An 18,026-nucleotide genomic window follows, 5' to 3' on the forward strand; every position below is an offset into this window, starting at 1 on the left:
GGGTCACTCTCCCAGGGTGAATCGGGCGACATTGTTGGCGCCTGCGCGTTCTGCAAGGTTGATCTGCTCACCTTGGTAACGCAGTACGACGCCAGTGGCGTTTCCTACGGTTAAACGAAACGGCGGCACACCTTCAACGGTTACATTGGTGCCGGGCGTTTGTAAGCCAACAAATACACGTTGATTGTTGGCATCGAAAATTTCAGTCCAGGACTGCTCGTTAAACGTGAGCTCCATCTGGCCTGGGTTGCCTGCCGGGGCCGTTGCCGCTTCCTCGGTGGCACCTTCATCAGCGTCTGCTGCATCAGTATTGGTCGCATCTGTATCTGCCGCAATATCAAGCGCGGCAGACTCGTCGACTGTCGCGGTCTGCTCCGCGTTATCGGTAGGCAGCGTTTCACTATTACCAGCGGTATCACCCGTGGCCGTATCGTTTTCCGGCTGGGCAGGCGAGGTGATGGCGGGCTGCTGAGGCGGCGTGGGCTCAGCGCCAGTATCCGATACCGGCGGTACTTCGCTACCTTCTTCAACGCTGGACGTCTCATTAAAGCCAGGCGGCTCGCTGCCACCACGGCTCTGCCACCACATGACGGTTACGCCGATCAGGCCAGCAATCACCAGCAAGGTCACCAGCTTAAATAGCCAGGCGCCCAGCTTTGAGGGGGGCCGACTAACCGCCACCGGAATAACTTTTCGCTCGGCATCCGCGGCGCCATAGCGCTCCTGGTAAGCGTCCAGGATCATATGCTCGCTCAGACCCAGGTATTTGGCGTAGGAGCGCAGGTAGCCACGACGGTAAGCAATAACCGGAATTTCGTCATAATGATCATGCTCAAGGCCAACAACGACGGCCGGGCGTAAATTAAGCGCGCGCGCCGCCTCTCCAATGGGCACGCCGAGCTCTTCTCGTTGGCGCAAGAGCATCTCGCCGGGAGAGGAGGTGGAACGGGAGGAAGTAACGCTATCTTGTAACTGTGTGTCGCTCATGGCTGAGCATCCTTAAAAAATTAAGTGGTCAGGGCGTCAGTTCATAAGGCCAAGCTGGCGCTGGTAATCGGCTGCCGTGGCATGGTCGCCTTGGGCATGAGCGATATCAATTGCCATTTCCAGCGCTGCCCGGTCTGGCCCGGCCAACTGCAAATAGGTGTGCAACGGTGACCAGGCCTCATGGTAATTGCCCTGTGAAACTTCCAGTTCGGCTAACGTCAAGTACCCCCGCGACTGCCGCGGGTCGATACGCTGCGCGCGGGCTAAACGCCCACGCGCTTTATCAAATTCTTCCAGCGCCAAATAACATTGGCCCAGGTTGGTAAAAAGCTGGGCACGGTTGGCGTACTGGGCATCGTTAGATGCGTTTTCCAACTGATCGCAAGCGGCAGCAATATGCCCCTGCTGATACAAAAATGCCGCGTAATTATTGCGGGCACGGGTAAATGTCGGGTCGGCGTCGATCGCTTGTTTAAAATATTGGTCGGCAAGTTCGATGTCGCCCTGCTGTTGATAGACCATGGCCAAGGCCTGCAATGCTTTGGCATGATGCGGGTCGATCTCCAGCGCGTGACCCAGGGCGGTGCGCGCCCGTGGGAGGTTGTTGCGCTCCAGGTAGGCAACGCCGAGCTGCGTATACGCATCCTTGGCGTCATTGCTTGCCTGGGAGGGTAACGTGTTTGATGTGGCACAACCGGCGAGCCATACGCTGCTCAACAGTACAGCGAACATGGGCACCCTAAACGGGTTAAAACGCCTGTAGTGACAGATCATGTTGATCCTCATGGTGTAAATAGCTAACTAACCGCCGGCACAACGAATAAACCGTGTCCATCAAAGCGCTGTGCTCGTCGGAAGTCAAGATAAGCACCGTTTAGTCAGCGTCAATCTGTACCGATTGGATATAGCGAGCGCTGCGCTTTGTTCGGTCTTTCACGCGTCCCACTAACTGACCGCAGGCTGCGTCGATATCCTCACCCCGAGTCATACGAACCGTCGCGTTATACTCCAAATCATACAGCCACTGTTGAAAGCGCATGACCTGGTTGCGTGATGGTTTTTCATATCCTGAGTTAGGAAACGGGTTAAACGGTATCAAATTAATCTTACAGGGCAACTCTTTAAGCAGCGCGGCGAGCTGTTCGGCATGCTCTTGCTGGTCGTTAACATCCTTGATCAGGGTGTATTCAATAGTGACCTGGCGATTGTCCGGGCACTTGGACAGGTAGCGATGACACGCATCCAGCAACATTTGGATGTTGTATTTGCGGTTGATCGGCACCAGTTCATTGCGCAGCTCGTCAGTCGAGGCATGCAGCGAAATAGCCAGGCTTACGTCCATCTCGTCGCCGAGCTTGTCGATCATCGGCACAACGCCTGAGGTCGACAGCGTAACGCGACGCTTGGAGAGCCCGTAGCCGTTGTCATCCAGCATTAACTTCATGGCCGGCACTACGTTGTCAAAGTTGAGCAGGGGTTCGCCCATGCCCATCATGACCACGTTGGTAACCGGGCGGTTAGCGGTGTCACGGCGCGGCCCGACGCTGCGTTGTGCAACCCATACCTGGCCAATGATTTCGGCGGCGGTAAGGTTACGCTGAAAGCCCTGTTTGCCGGTGGAGCAGAAACTACAGTCCAGCGAGCAGCCCACTTGAGAAGAGACGCACAGCGTGCGCCGCTTGCCGTTTTCAGCGGGAATCAGCACGGTTTCAACGTAGCTGCCATCCTCTACTTCTAATACCCACTTACGGGTACCGTCGGCTGAGGTGCCTTCGTAAATAACGCTGGGACCACGAATTTCGGCCACTTTTGCCAGCTTTTCGCGCAACGGTTTGGACAGGTTGGTCATCGCGGTGAAGTCATCGCTACCTTCCTGGTGGATCCACTTCATCAACTGAGCGGCGCGGAATTTCTTCTCGCCAATCGACAAAAAGAACGCTTCCATCTGTTCGCGCGACATGCCAAGCAGGTTCTGGCGCTCAGGCGCTTTTGCCGCTGGCGTTTCACTGTCAGGCGCAGATTGGGGAGCGGGCGTATGTTGGGCTACGGTGGTGGTCATGGTGGTCAGCGTTCTAGAAAGGGCGGGGGCCAGGCCCCCGCGAAAATGGCCGGCAACGAATGTTGAAACGGCGCCGCTAAAAATTAGCGCGGGCAGATTTCGTCATTACCGAAGAAGTAGCTAATTTCGCGCGCAGCGCTTTCTGCAGAATCGGAACCATGGACAGCGTTAGCGTCGATTGTTTCCGCGAAGTCAGCACGAATAGTGCCCGGGGCCGCTTCTTTAGGGTTGGTAGCACCCATCAGATCACGGTTTTTGGCAATCGCGCCTTCACCTTCAAGTACTTGAACAACCACCGGGCCGGACGTCATGAAGCCCACCAGGTCTTTAAAGAACGGACGCTCTTTGTGCTCGGCGTAGAAACCGCCCGCTTTCTCTTCAGAAAGGTGGGTCATTTTAGCAGCAACAACCTGCAGGCCGGCTTTTTCAAAGCGAGCGATGATGTCGCCAATGGCGTTTTTGGCAACGGCATCGGGCTTGATGATAGACAGAGTGCGTTCAGTAGCCATGTAAATATCTCCTTGAGGCCTTTAGAGAAAGGGATAAAGCAGAAATTGCCGCCTCGGCAAACCGGGGCGGCGAAGGAAAATCGTTTCGGCAAAATGACGGTAGTGCCCACCGATTACCGAGTGGGCGCGATTATAGCGCCTCAAACGGGGGTTGAATACCGATGATGACATTGGCGCCTACGGTTTACACCGTAAAGCTTTCACCGCAGCCGCATTCATCTTTAACATTTGGGTTGTTGAACTTGAAAAAGCGGTTCAGCCCTTCGCTGACATAGTCCACTTCGCTACCATCCAGCATCTCAAGTGCATCAGGTGCCACATAAACGCTGGCGCCGTGATCTTCAAAGAGAACTTCGTCACTACCGACTTCATCGGCAAAGTCCAGCACATAGCTGTAGCCCGAGCAGCCGCTGGGCTTGACCGATACACGCAGCCCCAGGCCTTGGCCACGTTCATCAAGCACATGGCGGATCTGTTGTGCGGCAGCTGGGGTAATGTTGAGTGTTGCCATAAGGCGTGCTCCTTGTAAAAGCGCTAGCCGCTTAGCGTGGCAGTATTCGTAAACCGCTCACCGCATGGCGAATGAGGGTTAGCGCGTGATCAATATCGTCTTGCGTGGTGAAGCGTCCAAAACTAAAGCGTAGCGATGAAAGTGCTAGCGTGCGCGGAACGCCTACCCCGAGTAAGACGTAAGAGGGGTCAACGCTTGCCGAGTTGCAAGCGGAGCCGGTAGAAACGGCCACATCGCGCAGGGCCATCAACAGCGACTCACCGTCGATGCCCTCAAACGCGAGGTTCAAAATATTGGGTACTGCGCGGTCAAGTGGAGTATTGGCCACCACGCCATCCAGCGTTTCAAGCCCCTTTAAAAAGCGCTGCTGTAGATGCGTGATATGTGCCTGATCGTTGGCATGCTCTTTTTGCATTAACAAAAATGCTTCACCCATCCCGGCAATTTGATGCGTTGGGAGGGTGCCGGAGCGCATGCCGCGCTCATGCCCGCCACCGTGAATCAATGCCTCAAGGCGAATGTCCGGGTGGCGTTTTACATACAGCGCGCCCACGCCTTTGGGGCCATAGGTTTTATGCCCGGAAAGGGACATTAAATCGATCTTTTGCGCCACCACGTCCAACGGGATTCGGCCAACGGCCTGAGCTGCATCGGTATGGAAAACCGCGCCAAATTCATGAGCGACCTCGGCAAGCACGGCAATATCGTTAATACTGCCTAGCTCGTTGTTGACCGCCATTAACGAAACCAGTGCGGTGTCATCTCGCATGGCAGCGCGTAGCATCTCCGGCGAAATGGTGCCGTCGTGCGCGGGCGTAAGCCAGGTAACGTCAAAGCCTTCGCGCTCAAGCGCAGCCGCTGTATCAATGATTGCCTTATGCTCAATGGTAGAGGTAACCAGGTGCATGCCGCGTTCACGGTTGGCACGCAGGTAGCCAATCAGCGCCAGGTTGTCAGCTTCCGTAGCACCGCTGGTCCAGACAATCTCACGCGGGTCGGCGCCAATGGTATCGGCTACCTGGCGACGCGCCTGCTCCACCACCTGTTCAGCCTGCCAGCCCAGCATATGGCTGCGCGAGGCAGGATTGGCAAATAGCTGGTCAGCGGTCAGGTAGCGCTGCATAACCTCGGCCACGCGGGTATCCACCGGCGTAGTGGCGGCGTAATCCAGATAAATAGGCAGTGAAGGTGTGGTTGTCGTCGTCATGAAGACCCGCTTAATTCAATAGCGCCAGGGCAGCGGTAATAACGCCCTTGGCCATTACGGTGATGAGGCGAGAATACCCGCTTCAACGCGATTTTTTTGCCGTGAGGCAATACGTAGAACATCGGGGCGCTGCATCAATTGGGCAAGGGTGATGTCATCAAGAAAATGCCGAATCTGGCCGGATAATTCGCACCACAAGTGGTGGGTCAGGCAAGTGTTTCCCTGCTGGCAGTCGGATAATCCTTGGCAGCGGGTGGCATCTACCGTTTCATCAACGGCATCAATAACCGCTGAAACGCTAATATCGGCCGCCGGTTTGGCCAGCAAATAGCCGCCGCCCGGGCCGCGAACGCTGCGGACAAGCCCAGAACGGCGCAGGCGCGCAAACAGCTGCTCAAGGTAGGAGAGGGAAATTCCCTGACGCTGCGAAATATCCCCCAGACTGGTCGGGCTGAGCTCGCCGTTCAACGCCAGGTCGAGCATGGCGGTAACGGCGTAACGGCCTTTGGTAGTTAAACGCATGACAGGCACCTCGACACTGAACGTTCAGCGTGCTCCCGGCAAATGTGCTGCCATTATGGGAAAGCCTGAGTAGTTTGGTCAACCTTTAGCCGGAGGCGGCGTGTTGTCATCCGAGCTTTTGGGGGCGCAACCGGTATCGTTTTCATCCAGGATATCGGCGAAGTCTTCATCACGCAGCGCGGGCAGGCTTCCTTCATGGTAACTGCCATCAAGCTTACGCAGCGTTGAGCACATGCGTTCAATGCGCTCATCCACCGCGTGCATGTGATCCAGCATTGCCTGCATGGAGCGGGCCACCGGGTCGGGCATGTCCTGGCTGACACCGTAGGCGTCAAAACCAAATTTTTGGCAGATGGCCTCGCGACGAACCGGGTCTACCTCTAGCGCTTCTTCAACATCGGGGTCGGTGCGTTTAACAATCTTGCCGGGAATGCCCACCACCGTTGCGCCAGGCGGTACTTCCTTGGTGACCACCGCGTTCGAGCCAACCTTTGCACCCGCACCCACGGTAAAGGGGCCGAGAATCTTGGCTCCCGCGCCGACAATGACGCCATCCCCTAGCGTGGGGTGGCGCTTGCCCTTGTTCCAGCTGGTGCCGCCGAGTGTGACGCCCTGATACAGCGTTACGTTGTCACCAACCTGCGCGGTTTCTCCAATCACGACCCCCATGCCGTGATCAATAAAAAAGCGCCTACCGATAGTGGCCCCAGGGTGAATTTCGATGCCGGTCAGCCAGCGGGAAAACGTCGACAGCGTACGGGCCAGCCATTTCAGGTTTTTTTTCCATAGCCAGTGACCGCAACGATGAATTAACAGCGCGTGAAGGCCGGGGTAGTTGGTCAGTACCTCTAAAAAATTGCGGGCCGCCGGGTCGCGGTCAAATACGCTGTTAATGTCTTCACGTAGGCGTTGGAACATGAGTGATCCTTGGTCAGGGCTGGCACGCGGTCATTTAAGGCATCGCGGATGACGTAACGCATCGTTCATCGTTAGCAGGATAGCGAGGTTGGGGCGCGGGTGCGTAACTTCAAGTTATGCCTCACCCCAGGTTTGCGGATGCCGGTTATTGTTTGTCTGCTGATTTTTCCGTTGCGGTTAAAATGCCGCGTAAAATGTTCATCTCCATTTTTTCGGGGCGGGCGCGCAAATAGAGCCTGCGTAGCCGCGCCATCAGCTGACGAGGTTGGGCCGGGTCATGAAATTCAATGGTAATCAGTGTGCGCTCCAGATGCTCGAAATAACGCTCCAGTTCTTCGTGGGGCACTAGCTCATCATCAGCATCTGGTGTGGGCGCTGCGTCCTGCTGGCTTAACCAGGCCATGCGGCTCTCGTAGGCAAGCACCTGTACGGCGGCGGCCAAATTTAGCGAGCTAAAGTCAGCATTGGTGGGGATATGGACATGGGCATGGCAACGCTGCAGCTCGGCGTTGGTCAGGCCGCTATCCTCCCGGCCAAACACCAGTGCGACGCGTGATGTTGGTGCCTGACATTCGCCGGGTAGGCGGTCTGCCAGTTCGCGCGGTGTCAGCATGGGCCAGGGCAGGGTGCGTGAGCGTGCACTCGCGCCAACGGCCAGCGTGCAGTCGGCAACGGCCTCTTCAAGCGTTGTATGTACGCTGGCCTGATGGAGCAGATGATCCGCGCCGGAAGCGCGCGAAATGCTGTCCTGAGTAATGATCTCGCAGCGCGGAGCTACCAGCGCCAAATCGGCCAGACCCATGTTGTGCATGGCGCGAGCAACGCCGCCGATGTTGCCTGGATGGCTGGTGCCGATTAAAACGATACGAATGCGCTCAAGCATAATGATAGGGCTCGATAAATGTGAACAGGGCTTGATGAAGAACAGGGCTTGATACAGAACATAGCGAACAAACGCGGAAAACGAGCAGTTTAGCACGAGTCGATAGCGTGCCCGAGAGGGGTCTGCTAGAATTGCGCGCCATAGGCAATTATTCCTTCGCCTAACGTTCTTTAACATCACTGTGACAAGGCCCGATCATGAATCCGATGGTCCAATTTACGTTGCGCGCAGCGCGCAGCGCAGTTGAACAGTTTCAACGTGTTCGTGAGCGTATCGAAAACGCTCATGAAGAATCCAACCTTGACCGTCTGCTTGAAGACACGGCGCGCAAGGCCGAGGCGACCATTATCCACCAGTTGGAGCGTGGCTACCCCCAGCACGGCTATGTGGGTCGTTACACCTCGCATAAAGCGGGTGAAGGCGAAGGTAGTGAGACCGTTTGGAAGATCGAACCCATTCATGGCTACTCTAATTTAGCGGTAGCGGGTAAAGGCTTTGCTCTCTCAGTGGTGTGTCTGGTTAAAGGCCGCCCGGAACACGCGGTGGTTATCTCACCGTTTGGCGATGATGAATATATCGCCAGCCGTGGTCGTGGCGCTCAACACAATGGCAAGCGTATGCGGGTTAGCAAACCCACCGCGATTACCGGTACGCGTTTAGCCATGAGCCTGCCCGAAGCGTGGCTGCGTCCTGGCAACTTGCCGGCATTTCTTACCGTTACCCAACAACTTGCACCTCAGGTAGAAACTCTTGTCGCGACGGGCTGTGGCCTGCTGGACATGTGTGAGCTGGCCAGCGGCCGAGTGGACAGCGCCTTTGTGCTGGGTATGGAAGAGCAGGATATGCAGGTGGGCTCACTGTTTTTGAAAGAAGCCGGCGCGCTAATGGGCACGCCCGATGGTCAGCCGAGCGTTAAGGTGGAAGGCCAACTGATGGCCGCAGGTCCACGTCTTTACAAGGCGCTGATCAAACAACTGGCGCCGCATTTTTGATGGGCTGGTAGTAAATGAATAGTTGGAAATGAATGGCTGGTAGTTAATAGCACGCTGTGAATGTTGAGTGGTAGACGTTCCAGGTTGCCAGCCAACCACTAAAAAGGCTCTGCCGGGTTATCCCGGCAGAGCCTTTTGTCGTTATACAAGAACGGTTTGTTACGGCAGCTCTTCTTCCTCTTCATCAAGCTCTTTTTTGGTGGGGATCAAGTCCTCACGCGAAAGCTTGAGCGGCAGAAGCAGCGCGCCAGAGATGTAGATGGAGGAGAACGTGCCGACGCCAATACCGATCAGCAAGGCGATAGCGAAGTTCTCGATCATATCGCCACCGAGGATTAACAGGGCAAACAGTACCAGCATGGTCGTGCCGGAGGTTGCCAGCGTGCGCGATAGTGTGGCGTTGATGGCTTCGTTGATGATCTGCGTCATATCGTCGATACGTGACGTACGGATATTCTCACGAATACGGTCATAGACGACGATTGTGTCGTTCAATGAGTAGCCGATAACCGCCAGAATCGCCGCCAGCACGGTCAGGTCGAACTCAAGATGAAAGAGTGCGAACACGCCCACGACGATAATCACATCGTGAAGCAGCGCCAACAGCGCACCGATGGCAAACTTGTACTGGAAGCGGAAAGCGACATACAGCATGACCACACCGAGCGCGACCAGCAGGCCAAGGCCGCTTTGATCGCGCAGCTGATCGCCCACCTGGGCGCCAACAAACTCAGCACGCACCAGAGTAACGCTGTCGCCGCTGGCACTTAGCAGGTTGACAACGTCGCTGCCCACGTCAGGATCAAAGGCCTGTTGCAAGCGAATAAGCACCTCGGTTGATGCGCCAAACGTTTGCACCGAAACGTCCTGGAAGCCGCTTTCCACCAGCAGAAGGCGAATGGCATCCAGCGAGGGTGCGGCACCGTAACGAACTTCCACCAGCGTGCCGCCAGTGAAGTCGAGCCCCAGGTTGAGCTGTTGGAAGAGCAGGGCGCCAATCGACACGATGAGCATCACTGCCGAGGCGATAAACGCAATGTTGCGCCGCCCCATAAAGTCGATTTGCAGTTGTGATAGGGGTTTCATTGCCACCTCTTACATTCGGGGCTGAGCACGGGGTTCAGGTCCATGTTCTTCAGATCCATGTTTTTCAGATCCATAGCTTTTTGACGGGTCGGCTGCCATAGGTCAGGTTGACCAGGGCACGCGTCACCATTAGCGCGGTGAACATGGACGTCAAGATGCCGATAGACAGCGTGACCGCAAAGCCTTTGACGGGGCCGGTACCAATCGAGAACAGAATGATCGCCACTAACAGCGTGGTGATATTGGCATCGACAATCGAGGTAAAGGCGCGCTCATAGCCTGCATGAATGGCCTGCTGAATCGACAGCCCGTTACGCAACTCTTCACGTATTCGCTCAAAGATCAGGACGTTGGCATCCACCGCCATGCCCAGCGTTAGCACGATGCCCGCAATGCCAGGCAGGGTGAGCGTGGCGCCCAGCATCGACATGACCGCGACCAGAATCGTCAGGTTAAGGGCGAGCGCAATGTTGGCAAAAATGCCAAACACTTTATAGCGCGCCAGCATAAACAGCACGAGCAGCAGTAGGCCCACCTGAACAGAGAGCAGGCCGCGCTGAATATTTTCCGCACCCAGGCTTGGGCCGATAGTGCGCTCCTGTACAAAATAGATCGGCGCCGCCAGCGCACCTGAACGCAGCAGCAGCGACAATTCGGCAGCTTCAGTGGGAGAGTCGAGCCCGGTGATTCGGAAGCTGTTGCCCAGCGCGCTTTGAATAGTGGCTAGGCTTATCAGGCCGCGCTCTACATAAGGCTCACGCTCAATCGTCTCTTCGCCGGTCTCAGGGTCAATGACGACCGTATCTTCGCTTTTATGCTCGATAAATAGCACTGCCATATTGCGCCCAATATTGGTGCGCGTGGCGCGGTTCATCAGCGTGCCGCCAGTGCCATCCAGGTTGATATTCACCTGCGGGCGGCCGTTTTCATCAAAACTGTTACTGGCGCTGGAAACGCTGTCGCCGGTAATGATCACATCGCGCATTAGCTCAGCAGAGCGTGATGCATCATTGCGGAATACGTGAGTTTCCGTTTCCATGTTCGGCGTGTCGTTACGAGCTTCCAGGCGGAACTCAAGGTTGGCGGTCGCGCCCACGATCCGTTTGGCCGCCACTGTGTCCTGTACGCCGGGGAGTTCAACCACGATCTGATTAGGACCTTGACGCTGCACCATCGGCTCGGCAACACCCAACTCGTTCACCCGGTTACGCAGGGTGGTCAAGTTTTGGTTAATGGCGTAGTCCTGAATTTCGTTAATGGTCTGATCGCTCAGCGCCATCACCAGCCTGGAGGAGCGGCCGCTGCCTTCATTGGTATAGTCAAAGTTGGGAAAGTCACGGCTGATCAAACGGCGTGCCTTGTCGCGGTCTTCAGTGCTTGCAAAGTCGATGGAGAGAGAGCGGCCTTCTACATCGGTATTGCGGTAGCGAATACGCTCGCTACGCAACAGCTCGCGCATGGCGCTGGCATTCACTTCCAGGCGCTGAGTAAGCGCTGCGTCCATATCTACTTCCAACAGGAAGTGAACGCCACCGCGCAGGTCAAGCCCCAGTGTCATGGGGGAAGCGGAAAATGCTTGCAGCCAAGCCGGCGTGGCTTCTGCCAGGTTTAGCGCGACCGTCGCGTCATTGCCTAAAAGGTCGGCGGCAATATCACGGGCGTTGAGCTGGTCGTTGTCGTTACGCAGGCGAATCAGCCACAGGCCGTTAACTTCTTCGACGCCTTTAACAGCAATGCCGTTTTCGCCGAGTGCGTTCTCAACGCGTTCAATTTGGCGCTCATTCAGCGTTTCGCCTTGGGCGCTACTGAGCTGAATAGCGGGATCTTCGGGGAATAAGTTGGGAAGCGAATAGATAAGGCCAACCACCAGGACGACCAGTATCAGCAGATACTTCCACAGGGGGTAACGGTTGAGCATGCAAGCCCTGCCTTCAATTACAAACGGAATTGCTGTGCGGGGAGTCCCACGCACAGCAAAATTTACCATCGTATCTACCATGGCACCCCTGCCGGGGTGGCTGGCACTGAATCGGCAGGGGTGTTTTAAGCGTTAGATGGACTTAATGGTGCCCTTCGGCAGCACGGCAGCAACGGCGTTTTTCTGTACGTTGACTTCGGTGCCTTCAGATACTTCCAAGGTCAGGAACTCATCACTGACTTTGGTGACGCGGCCAACCAGGCCACCGCCGATCACGACTTCATCGCCTTTGTCCAGGCTGGTGACCAGCTGTTTGTGCTGCTTGGCACGTTTAGCTTGGGGGCGCCACAGCAGGAAATAGAAAATCAGCACAAAGCCGACCAACATAACGATTTGTGCGATGCCACCGCCAGCTGCCCCTTCTTGGGCATGGGCTGATGAGATGAAGAAATCCAGCATTGCAGAGAACTCCTGGGTTAAGACCCTTAATGGGTGAAAGGGTTAGAGGGGGCGCTAATTAACAATTATGTTGATAAGCGACCCTTGATTCACCCGCCAAAGCGGGTGATGACTATTCGGCCAGGGGAGGCACAGGCAGGCCGCGCCGAGCATAAAAGCCTTCCACAAAGGCCGTCAATGTACCCGCTTCGATTGCCGCGCGCAAATCAGCCATTACACGCTGGTAGTAGCGTAAGTTATGGATGGTATTGAGCATCGAGCCCAGCATTTCATTGCAGCGGTCCAGGTGATGCAAATAGCCGCGCGAGAAATTCTTGCAGGTATAGCAGTCACAACCCTCTTCAAGGGGGCTGGTGTCATGGCGATGCTTGGCATTACGAATCTTGACTGTACCGTCAGCGGTAAACAGGTGGCCATTACGTGCGTTGCGGGTCGGCATGACGCAGTCGAACATGTCGACGCCCCGGCGCACGCCTTCCACCAGGTCCTCCGGTTTACCTACGCCCATCAGGTAGCGTGGTTTATCGTCTGGCATCCAAATGGGCAGGTAATCCAGTACCTTGATCATCTCTTCTTTGGGCTCGCCAACGGAAAGCCCGCCAATCGCCAGGCCGTCAAAGCCGATCTCCAAGAGGCCTTTGAGCGAGCGCTCGCGAAGCTCGGGGTGCATACCGCCCTGAATGATGCCGAAAAGTGCGGAAGGCGAGTCACCGTGGGCATCGCGTGAGCGTTTGGCCCAACGTAGCGACAGCTCCATGGATTTCTCGGCTTCCTCATACGTGGCCGGGTAGGGCGTGCACTCGTCAAAAATCATGACCACATCAGAGCCCAGCGAGCGCTGCACGGCCATGGACTCTTCCGGCCCCATAAAGACCTTGCTGCCATCCACCGGCGAGCGGAAGTGCACGCCCTGCTCGGTGATCTTGCGCGTCTCGCCTAATGAGAACACCTGAAAGCCGCCGGAGTCGGTGAGGATCGGCTTGTCCCACTGGGCGAAGTCGTGCAGGTCGCCGTGGGCTTCAATGACCTCGGTACCCGGGCGCAACCACAGGTGGAAGGTGTTGCCCAGAATGATTTCAGCGCCGATCTCCTTGATGGAGTCTGGCGTCATGCCTTTTACCGTGCCGTAAGTGCCCACCGGCATAAACGCAGGGGTTTCGACCGTGCCACGGGGGAAGTGGAGGCGACCGCGACGAGCGCGGCCATCGTCGGCCAAGCGCTCAAAGCGCATAAAGCATTCGTTTCGCATTGTGGTAACTCGTCAAAAAATCATCGGTAAAACGCTAAGGGCAACGTAAAGGCGCTTAGCGGGTGAGCAGCATCGCATCGCCATAACTAAAGAAAGCGTAGCGTTCGGCAACGGCTTCACGGTAGGCGTTCATCATCGTGTCATAACCGGCAAACGCCGACACCAGCATCAAAAGTGTCGATTCCGGCAGGTGGAAGTTGGTAATCAACGCATCCACACAGCGCCACTCGTAGCCGGGGTAGATGAAAATATCCGTATCCCCGCTGTAGGGCGCTATCTGCCCATCGCTGCTTTTCTGGCAGGCGCTTTCCAAACAGCGCACGCTGGTGGTGCCCACGGCAATCACCCGGTTGCCTGCGGCTTGCGCCTCGCGTACCTGCTGGCAGGTGGCTTCTGACACCTCGATCCACTCACTGTGCATATGGTGTTCAAGAATATTGTCCACCCGCACCGGCTGAAAAGTACCCGCGCCCACATGCAGAGTGACAAACGCGCTGTTGATGCCTTTTTCAGCCAGGGCATCCAGCAGTGGTTGGTCAAAATGTAGGCCCGCCGTGGGAGCGGCCACGGCGCCATCTCGGCGGGCATAAACGGTTTGATAGCGCTCGCGGTCGCTGAGTTCATCTTCCCGAGTGATATAAGGCGGCAGTGGCATATGGCCGTGCTGCTCCAGCAGCGCGATCATTGGCGTCTCGCCTAAAAAGCGCAGCTCAAACAACGCGTCGCGGCGGCCTTCTACCACGGCGTGAATATCACCTTCAAAGATCAGCTCGGTGCCGGGCTTGGGCGACTTGCTTGAGCGGATATGTGCCAGGCCCCGGTGGCTGTCCAGCGGACGCTCAAGCAGCATCTCCACTTTGCCGCCGCTGGCTTTATGGCCGTGTAGGCGGGCAGGGATCACTCGTGTGTCATTAAACACCAGCAAATCACCGGGGTTTAAACGCTCAAGAAGGTCCGTAAACTGGCGATGCTCAAGCGCGCCGCTCTGGCCATCCACGCACAGCAAACGACAGTCGCTGCGCTGCTCAGAAGGGTAGCGAGCAATCAGCTCATCGGGTAGCTCGAAATAAAAGTCCGCGCGCTGCATGGGTTGGCTCTTAACGGTGGTCAAACAGGCGGCATAGGATACCCCCTTAGCTAGATAAAGTCAGTCAATGTGATTGACCTGCGTGGTTATCTCCGTATAATGCGCATCCATTGCCGGTGTGGCGGAATTGGTAGACGCAGCGGATTCAAAATCCGCCGCCTTTACGGGTGTGCCAGTTCGAGTCTGGCCACCGGCACCAAATTTTAGGGCTTAGCGTTCATCGCTAGGCCCTTTTTTGGTTTTGGCATTCCAAAAATACCATGAAGCATTGGCAAACATTGCTCATACCCTCCTTTTCTCACACCATCCATTGGCTCGATATCTAACATTTGATGACACCCACCTAAACTACACTCCACAGTGACAGCGCCGTTGTTGTAGACGGCTATTGCATGCCATGGATACAGGTGCTTCATTTGTTGCCTGAAAGGCTTTATGACGAGCAGGGAGCTCAATAATGGCCGAGCACACGACGCGGGTACTCAGCGAGGTTCTGAATCACCTTGAACACTCGGTTCAAGGGCAAAAAGTAACGATCGGGTCGCTTGTGGACGAGCTTGGTGCGCACTCCTTTGCGTCACTGATGCTCATGTTTGCCCTCATTTCGACGTCTCCTGCAAGCTCGATTCTGGGGGTTACTGCCATTGTGGCCTTCATTGAGTTTATTCTCGTGGCGCAGATAATGCTGGGGCGGGATTACCTCTGGCTGCCAGGCTTCATTTCACGCAAAGCGCTGTCTACCCATAAACTCTGTAAAGGGATTAACTGGCTGCGCAAACCGGTGCACTTTGTTGAGCGTTTTCTCAAACCGCGCTGGGTGTTTTTCGTCAAGCCGCCCTGGTTGTACCTGCCACTCGCCGTTATCCTGGCCGTGACGCCCTTCATGCCGTTTATGGAAGTCATCCCCACGTCGGGTTCAATAGCATCTGCGGCTATCGCCTGCTTCGCGGCCGGGCTCTTAACCAGAGACGGGTTGCTTGCCATGGTCTCTATTCTGTTTTTGGCTGCGGTGCCTTTCGTGATCGGGTATGTAGGGTTCAGTGGGTAGGTAAATCGTTTGTCTGAATTCAGCAAGAAGTTGGCGTATCTGCAGGCAAGCATTTTAAATGTAAACGCGGTAATCTCGGCTGTATTTCTTATGACGGAGAGATTCCATGAGCGTTACTTATTACGAAAGCAATGCACGTATGAGCCAAGTGGCTATCCATAACGGCACGGTTTATCTAGCAGGCCAGGTGCCCGCCGACGCCACGGCAGATATGCGTGGCCAGACCGAACAAGTGCTTGCGCGCATTGATGAGTTGCTGGCTCAGGCAGGGTCCTCAAAAGAGCACCTGATTTCTGCCCAGGTATGGGTAACCGATATGGCCGAGTTTGATCAGATGAACGCGGCATGGGAAGCGTGGGTAGTCGCAGGGCGTGCCCCGGTTCGCGCCGCGCTTGAAGCCAAGCTTGCCAAGCCTGAGTGGAAAGTGGAAATCATGGTTATCGCGGCACTGCCTAACACTTGATTTGTAACGTTCGGGTAGCGCTAGTATCGAGAAAGCCCCTGCCTTGGCAGGGGCTTTCCTGTAAAAAGAGTTGCCTTATCAAGCGTGCGCTTTAATAGCCTGCTCAAGCGTTGCCAGCCGGCCCGGCACCAGGGCATCCGCTACAGCAGTAATGCGTATCACATTGGCGAGCGCCGGGTGCGCCAGGCGAGCGACCAGCACACCTTCTGAAAGCAGCTGCTGATGTACGTGGGCGGCCAGTTCCTCACTGGGCAGGCGAATGCCGATGAAGTTGGTGGCGCTCGGCAGTACATCGGCCCCTAAAGCACGAAAGTGCTCGGCCAACTGCTCTCGGCGGGCTTTTACATCTGCCACGTGCTGGCGCACTTCTTCAGGATGGTCGAGTACTACTTCGGCGGCGGCCAGTGTCAGTGCGGAAACCGCGTAGTGAATACGCACCTTCATCATCATGGCCAGTACGTCAGGCTCTGCAATGGCGTAGCCAATGCGCAGCCCCGCTAAACCGTGGGCTTTGGAAAGTGTGCGCAGGCGAATCACGCCGGGCAGCGCGTTAGCCGAAAACTCACTTCCCGCATCATCACGAAAATCGCCATACGCTTCATCCAGCAGCAGCCAGCAGGTATCCGGTAGCGCCTCGCGAAACTTGATAATGGCGCTGTCGCTGTGCAGGTGGCCGCTAGGGTTATCCGGGTTGGCCAGGTAAACGAGGCGGGCGTTTTCCTGTTGAGCGGCGGCGGCCAGTGCTTCCAGGTCCGGCGCCAGTACGCCGGGCGCTTCATGGTAGCCAGGTTCAATCAGGCGGCAGCCTTGGCCTTTCGCAAAGTAGCCAAACGTGGGGTAGGTGCCCGCCGTGCACACCACCGTAGCGCCGGGCTCGCAGGTAGTGCGTAGCGCCAGCGCAATCAGGCTATCGGCACCTGCATCAACCAACAGGTGATCAAAAGGCGTGCCCAGCTGGGCGCTTAACCGGGTACGCACACCAAACGCCTCGGCGTCGCCATAGCTGTAAGCGTGCGCCGCTAGTGCATCACCAAAGTGCGCGCGCAGTGCCTGGTGAGGCATGTCCAGCCCTTCGTTGGAACCCAGCTGATGGGGGATCGCTCGGCCCAAGCGGCGTTCAAGTACTTTAATTCCCGGAAAGGGGTTAACCGGGCCTTCGCCGGTAAGGTGCTCGGGGTAGCGGGGCATAGAAAGTCCTAAAACTGTGTCAATGATTAACTTAAAACGCTTCTTGAAGTACTTTACCGCGATTCAATAGATCAAGCGGATCCTGGGCTTGCTTAAGTATAGGCATTAGCTTGATCTCTAACGCGCTTTCTAGCGCTTCGCTGAACGGGTTGGCGTTGTGCTTGGTGTCGCTGGAAGGGCTGGCAGCCAACGAGGTGCATTTTTTGAGGGGGGCTAAGCAGAGTAGAAGGCACTAACGGCTAAGCCAGTATTTCTAATCCTTTTTCGGCCACCAGGTTCAGCAGCTTTAGCGAGGAGCCATTGGGTTTCTTTTGGCCTTGCTCCCATTTCTGAACCGTTGAAACACTGGTATTCAGGTACGCTGCAAAAACGCCTTGGCTGGCGTGATTTTTGGTACGAATCCGCTTGATTTGTAGCGCTGTGTACTCTTTTACTGGGGGCAGACAAAGCGCATCGAACTCGCGCAGTGTTATTTCTTTCATTACACCCGCCGCGTGCAGGTCTTGAGCTGTTTCATGCACCATGTCCAGGATTGATTTATCCATCGTTTTCTACCTCAATTAACACGCCATGATTAATGGCTTCTACTAAAGCTTCGTCACTGTAAGCCAGTAGTTCTTTTGCCAAATATTTCAATGCGTTTAGTTCATTAGCGCTGATGTTGGTGCGAGCATTTTTGGCAAAGCCATAAACAAAAAACGCCTTATTACTGACTTTGTAAGCTAACAGGGTTCTGACCCCGCCGCTTTTACCTCGACCACCGACCGCCACGCGCTTTTTCACCACATGAGCACCCAGGTTGGCATCAATCATGCCGCGTTCCATTTCTTCAACGGCAGCTAGCAAGGCAGCATCACCCAGCCCTTCCTTTGCTGCCCATTTAGTGAATACTTTGTTCTTAAATACTCGCATTTGATACCTTTACTGCCACCTTTTATTT

Annotated in this window: 21 protein-coding genes and 1 tRNA gene; 4 read left to right on the top strand and 18 right to left on the bottom strand. The window is 55.8% G+C overall.

All coding sequences use genetic code 11. From position 1 onward, the window contains the following. Nucleotides 1-3 precede the first annotated feature (3 nt). The 9 genes from ACT3T6_RS02815 to trmJ form a co-directional block, all read right to left on the bottom strand. The gene (locus tag ACT3T6_RS02815) at nucleotides 4-987 is read right to left on the bottom strand and encodes a RodZ domain-containing protein (RefSeq protein ID WP_193055280.1); all 984 of its coding nucleotides are present in this window, start codon (nucleotides 985-987) and stop codon (nucleotides 4-6) included. Between the two features lie 36 nt (nucleotides 988-1,023). After that, nucleotides 1,024-1,761 (bottom strand): type IV pilus biogenesis/stability protein PilW, encoded by a 738-nt coding sequence (gene pilW / locus ACT3T6_RS02820; protein ID WP_193055281.1) that lies wholly within the window; start codon nucleotides 1,759-1,761, stop codon nucleotides 1,024-1,026. 100 nt (nucleotides 1,762-1,861) lie between these two features. Then, nucleotides 1,862-3,046 carry a 23S rRNA (adenine(2503)-C(2))-methyltransferase RlmN gene (gene rlmN, locus ACT3T6_RS02825; RefSeq protein ID WP_193055282.1) on the bottom strand — a complete coding sequence of 395 codons (1,185 nt, stop codon included), beginning with the start codon at nucleotides 3,044-3,046 and terminating at the stop codon, nucleotides 1,862-1,864. An 83-nt stretch (nucleotides 3,047-3,129) separates the two neighbouring features. After that, nucleotides 3,130-3,555, bottom strand: a complete 426-nt coding sequence (ndk, locus tag ACT3T6_RS02830; RefSeq protein WP_087106555.1) for a nucleoside-diphosphate kinase — start codon at nucleotides 3,553-3,555, stop codon at nucleotides 3,130-3,132. Nucleotides 3,556-3,739: 184 nt separating this feature from the next. Further along, nucleotides 3,740-4,066, bottom strand: a complete 327-nt coding sequence (locus tag ACT3T6_RS02835; protein ID WP_087106557.1) for a HesB/IscA family protein — start codon at nucleotides 4,064-4,066, stop codon at nucleotides 3,740-3,742. A gap of 31 nt (nucleotides 4,067-4,097) precedes the next feature. Beyond that, nucleotides 4,098-5,273 carry an aminotransferase class V-fold PLP-dependent enzyme gene (locus tag ACT3T6_RS02840; protein ID WP_193055283.1) on the bottom strand — a complete coding sequence of 392 codons (1,176 nt, stop codon included), beginning with the start codon at nucleotides 5,271-5,273 and terminating at the stop codon, nucleotides 4,098-4,100. Between the two features lie 54 nt (nucleotides 5,274-5,327). Then, on the bottom strand, nucleotides 5,328-5,795 hold the full coding sequence (locus tag ACT3T6_RS02845) for a Fe-S cluster assembly transcription factor (RefSeq protein ID WP_193055284.1): 468 nt from the start codon (nucleotides 5,793-5,795) through the stop codon (nucleotides 5,328-5,330). 78 nt (nucleotides 5,796-5,873) lie between these two features. Continuing rightward, nucleotides 5,874-6,713, bottom strand: a complete 840-nt coding sequence (gene cysE, locus ACT3T6_RS02850; protein ID WP_193055285.1) for a serine O-acetyltransferase — start codon at nucleotides 6,711-6,713, stop codon at nucleotides 5,874-5,876. A 145-nt stretch (nucleotides 6,714-6,858) separates the two neighbouring features. Further along, nucleotides 6,859-7,596, bottom strand: a complete 738-nt coding sequence (trmJ, locus tag ACT3T6_RS02855) for a tRNA (cytosine(32)/uridine(32)-2'-O)-methyltransferase TrmJ (RefSeq protein ID WP_193055286.1) — start codon at nucleotides 7,594-7,596, stop codon at nucleotides 6,859-6,861. A gap of 197 nt (nucleotides 7,597-7,793) precedes the next feature. Between trmJ and ACT3T6_RS02860 the strand changes: the two genes are divergently transcribed. After that, entirely contained in the window at nucleotides 7,794-8,588 is a 795-nt protein-coding gene (locus ACT3T6_RS02860; protein WP_193055287.1) for an inositol monophosphatase family protein, read from the top strand. A gap of 159 nt (nucleotides 8,589-8,747) precedes the next feature. Here the strand turns inward: ACT3T6_RS02860 and secF are convergent, their stop codons facing one another. From secF to queA, 5 genes are all read right to left on the bottom strand, one after another. After that, nucleotides 8,748-9,674: a protein translocase subunit SecF gene (gene secF / locus ACT3T6_RS02865; protein ID WP_193055288.1), complete on the bottom strand. Its 927-nt coding sequence runs from the start codon at nucleotides 9,672-9,674 to the stop codon at nucleotides 8,748-8,750. Nucleotides 9,675-9,738: 64 nt separating this feature from the next. After that, nucleotides 9,739-11,592, bottom strand: coding sequence for a protein translocase subunit SecD (gene secD, locus ACT3T6_RS02870; RefSeq protein WP_193055289.1), 1,854 nt, complete (start codon nucleotides 11,590-11,592; stop codon nucleotides 9,739-9,741). Nucleotides 11,593-11,724: 132 nt separating this feature from the next. Beyond that, nucleotides 11,725-12,051, bottom strand: a complete 327-nt coding sequence (gene yajC / locus ACT3T6_RS02875; protein ID WP_193055290.1) for a preprotein translocase subunit YajC — start codon at nucleotides 12,049-12,051, stop codon at nucleotides 11,725-11,727. Nucleotides 12,052-12,163: 112 nt separating this feature from the next. Then, nucleotides 12,164-13,282, bottom strand: coding sequence for a tRNA guanosine(34) transglycosylase Tgt (tgt, locus tag ACT3T6_RS02880; RefSeq protein ID WP_441316935.1), 1,119 nt, complete (start codon nucleotides 13,280-13,282; stop codon nucleotides 12,164-12,166). A 73-nt stretch (nucleotides 13,283-13,355) separates the two neighbouring features. After that, nucleotides 13,356-14,387: a tRNA preQ1(34) S-adenosylmethionine ribosyltransferase-isomerase QueA gene (queA, locus tag ACT3T6_RS02885; RefSeq protein WP_193055292.1), complete on the bottom strand. Its 1,032-nt coding sequence runs from the start codon at nucleotides 14,385-14,387 to the stop codon at nucleotides 13,356-13,358. A 112-nt stretch (nucleotides 14,388-14,499) separates the two neighbouring features. On the opposite strand from queA, the gene ACT3T6_RS02890 reads away from it, so the two are divergent. From ACT3T6_RS02890 to ACT3T6_RS02900, 3 genes are all read left to right on the top strand, one after another. After that, nucleotides 14,500-14,586: transfer RNA gene (locus ACT3T6_RS02890), tRNA-Leu, on the top strand. Nucleotides 14,587-14,844: 258 nt separating this feature from the next. Continuing rightward, nucleotides 14,845-15,435, top strand: coding sequence for an exopolysaccharide biosynthesis protein (locus ACT3T6_RS02895; RefSeq protein ID WP_193055293.1), 591 nt, complete (start codon nucleotides 14,845-14,847; stop codon nucleotides 15,433-15,435). Between the two features lie 106 nt (nucleotides 15,436-15,541). Next, the gene (locus ACT3T6_RS02900) at nucleotides 15,542-15,898 is read left to right on the top strand and encodes a RidA family protein (RefSeq protein ID WP_193055294.1); all 357 of its coding nucleotides are present in this window, start codon (nucleotides 15,542-15,544) and stop codon (nucleotides 15,896-15,898) included. 78 nt (nucleotides 15,899-15,976) lie between these two features. On the opposite strand, the gene ACT3T6_RS02905 is transcribed toward ACT3T6_RS02900, so the two are convergent. Genes ACT3T6_RS02905 through ACT3T6_RS02920 form a run of 4 tightly spaced genes read right to left on the bottom strand, consistent with a single transcriptional unit; the run spans nucleotide 15,977 to nucleotide 17,998 of the window. Next, nucleotides 15,977-17,086 carry a pyridoxal phosphate-dependent aminotransferase gene (locus tag ACT3T6_RS02905; protein WP_193055295.1) on the bottom strand — a complete coding sequence of 370 codons (1,110 nt, stop codon included), beginning with the start codon at nucleotides 17,084-17,086 and terminating at the stop codon, nucleotides 15,977-15,979. Nucleotides 17,087-17,117: 31 nt separating this feature from the next. Continuing rightward, on the bottom strand, nucleotides 17,118-17,276 hold the full coding sequence (locus ACT3T6_RS02910; protein ID WP_192527115.1) for a hypothetical protein: 159 nt from the start codon (nucleotides 17,274-17,276) through the stop codon (nucleotides 17,118-17,120). Nucleotides 17,277-17,325: 49 nt separating this feature from the next. Continuing rightward, nucleotides 17,326-17,631, bottom strand: a complete 306-nt coding sequence (locus ACT3T6_RS02915; protein WP_192527114.1) for a helix-turn-helix domain-containing protein — start codon at nucleotides 17,629-17,631, stop codon at nucleotides 17,326-17,328. Beyond that, the gene (locus tag ACT3T6_RS02920) at nucleotides 17,624-17,998 is read right to left on the bottom strand and encodes a type II toxin-antitoxin system RelE/ParE family toxin (protein WP_193055296.1); all 375 of its coding nucleotides are present in this window, start codon (nucleotides 17,996-17,998) and stop codon (nucleotides 17,624-17,626) included. The genes ACT3T6_RS02915 and ACT3T6_RS02920 overlap by 8 nt, the downstream gene beginning before the upstream one ends. Between the last annotated feature and the right edge of the window lie 28 nt (nucleotides 17,999-18,026).

It is taken from the genome of Halomonas sp. 72, from assembly GCF_052379785.1.
Classification (GTDB): domain Bacteria; phylum Pseudomonadota; class Gammaproteobacteria; order Pseudomonadales; family Halomonadaceae; genus Vreelandella; species Vreelandella citrativorans.

Coding starts and splice junctions, on each gene's coding strand:
- ACT3T6_RS02815 (WP_193055280.1), bottom strand. CDS start 987: ATGAGCGACACACAGTTACAAGATAGCGTTACTTCCTCCCGTTCCACC.
- pilW (WP_193055281.1), bottom strand. CDS start 1,761: ATGATCTGTCACTACAGGCGTTTTAACCCGTTTAGGGTGCCCATGTTC.
- rlmN (WP_193055282.1), bottom strand. CDS start 3,046: ATGACCACCACCGTAGCCCAACATACGCCCGCTCCCCAATCTGCGCCT.
- ndk (WP_087106555.1), bottom strand. CDS start 3,555: ATGGCTACTGAACGCACTCTGTCTATCATCAAGCCCGATGCCGTTGCC.
- ACT3T6_RS02835 (WP_087106557.1), bottom strand. CDS start 4,066: ATGGCAACACTCAACATTACCCCAGCTGCCGCACAACAGATCCGCCAT.
- ACT3T6_RS02840 (WP_193055283.1), bottom strand. CDS start 5,273: ATGACGACGACAACCACACCTTCACTGCCTATTTATCTGGATTACGCC.
- ACT3T6_RS02845 (WP_193055284.1), bottom strand. CDS start 5,795: ATGCGTTTAACTACCAAAGGCCGTTACGCCGTTACCGCCATGCTCGAC.
- cysE (WP_193055285.1), bottom strand. CDS start 6,713: ATGTTCCAACGCCTACGTGAAGACATTAACAGCGTATTTGACCGCGAC.
- trmJ (WP_193055286.1), bottom strand. CDS start 7,596: ATGCTTGAGCGCATTCGTATCGTTTTAATCGGCACCAGCCATCCAGGC.
- ACT3T6_RS02860 (WP_193055287.1), top strand. CDS start 7,794: ATGAATCCGATGGTCCAATTTACGTTGCGCGCAGCGCGCAGCGCAGTT.
- secF (WP_193055288.1), bottom strand. CDS start 9,674: ATGAAACCCCTATCACAACTGCAAATCGACTTTATGGGGCGGCGCAAC.
- secD (WP_193055289.1), bottom strand. CDS start 11,592: ATGCTCAACCGTTACCCCCTGTGGAAGTATCTGCTGATACTGGTCGTC.
- yajC (WP_193055290.1), bottom strand. CDS start 12,051: ATGCTGGATTTCTTCATCTCATCAGCCCATGCCCAAGAAGGGGCAGCT.
- tgt (WP_441316935.1), bottom strand. CDS start 13,282: ATGCGCTTTGAGCGCTTGGCCGACGATGGCCGCGCTCGTCGCGGTCGC.
- queA (WP_193055292.1), bottom strand. CDS start 14,387: ATGCAGCGCGCGGACTTTTATTTCGAGCTACCCGATGAGCTGATTGCT.
- ACT3T6_RS02895 (WP_193055293.1), top strand. CDS start 14,845: ATGGCCGAGCACACGACGCGGGTACTCAGCGAGGTTCTGAATCACCTT.
- ACT3T6_RS02900 (WP_193055294.1), top strand. CDS start 15,542: ATGAGCGTTACTTATTACGAAAGCAATGCACGTATGAGCCAAGTGGCT.
- ACT3T6_RS02905 (WP_193055295.1), bottom strand. CDS start 17,086: ATGCCCCGCTACCCCGAGCACCTTACCGGCGAAGGCCCGGTTAACCCC.
- ACT3T6_RS02915 (WP_192527114.1), bottom strand. CDS start 17,631: ATGGATAAATCAATCCTGGACATGGTGCATGAAACAGCTCAAGACCTG.
- ACT3T6_RS02920 (WP_193055296.1), bottom strand. CDS start 17,998: ATGCGAGTATTTAAGAACAAAGTATTCACTAAATGGGCAGCAAAGGAA.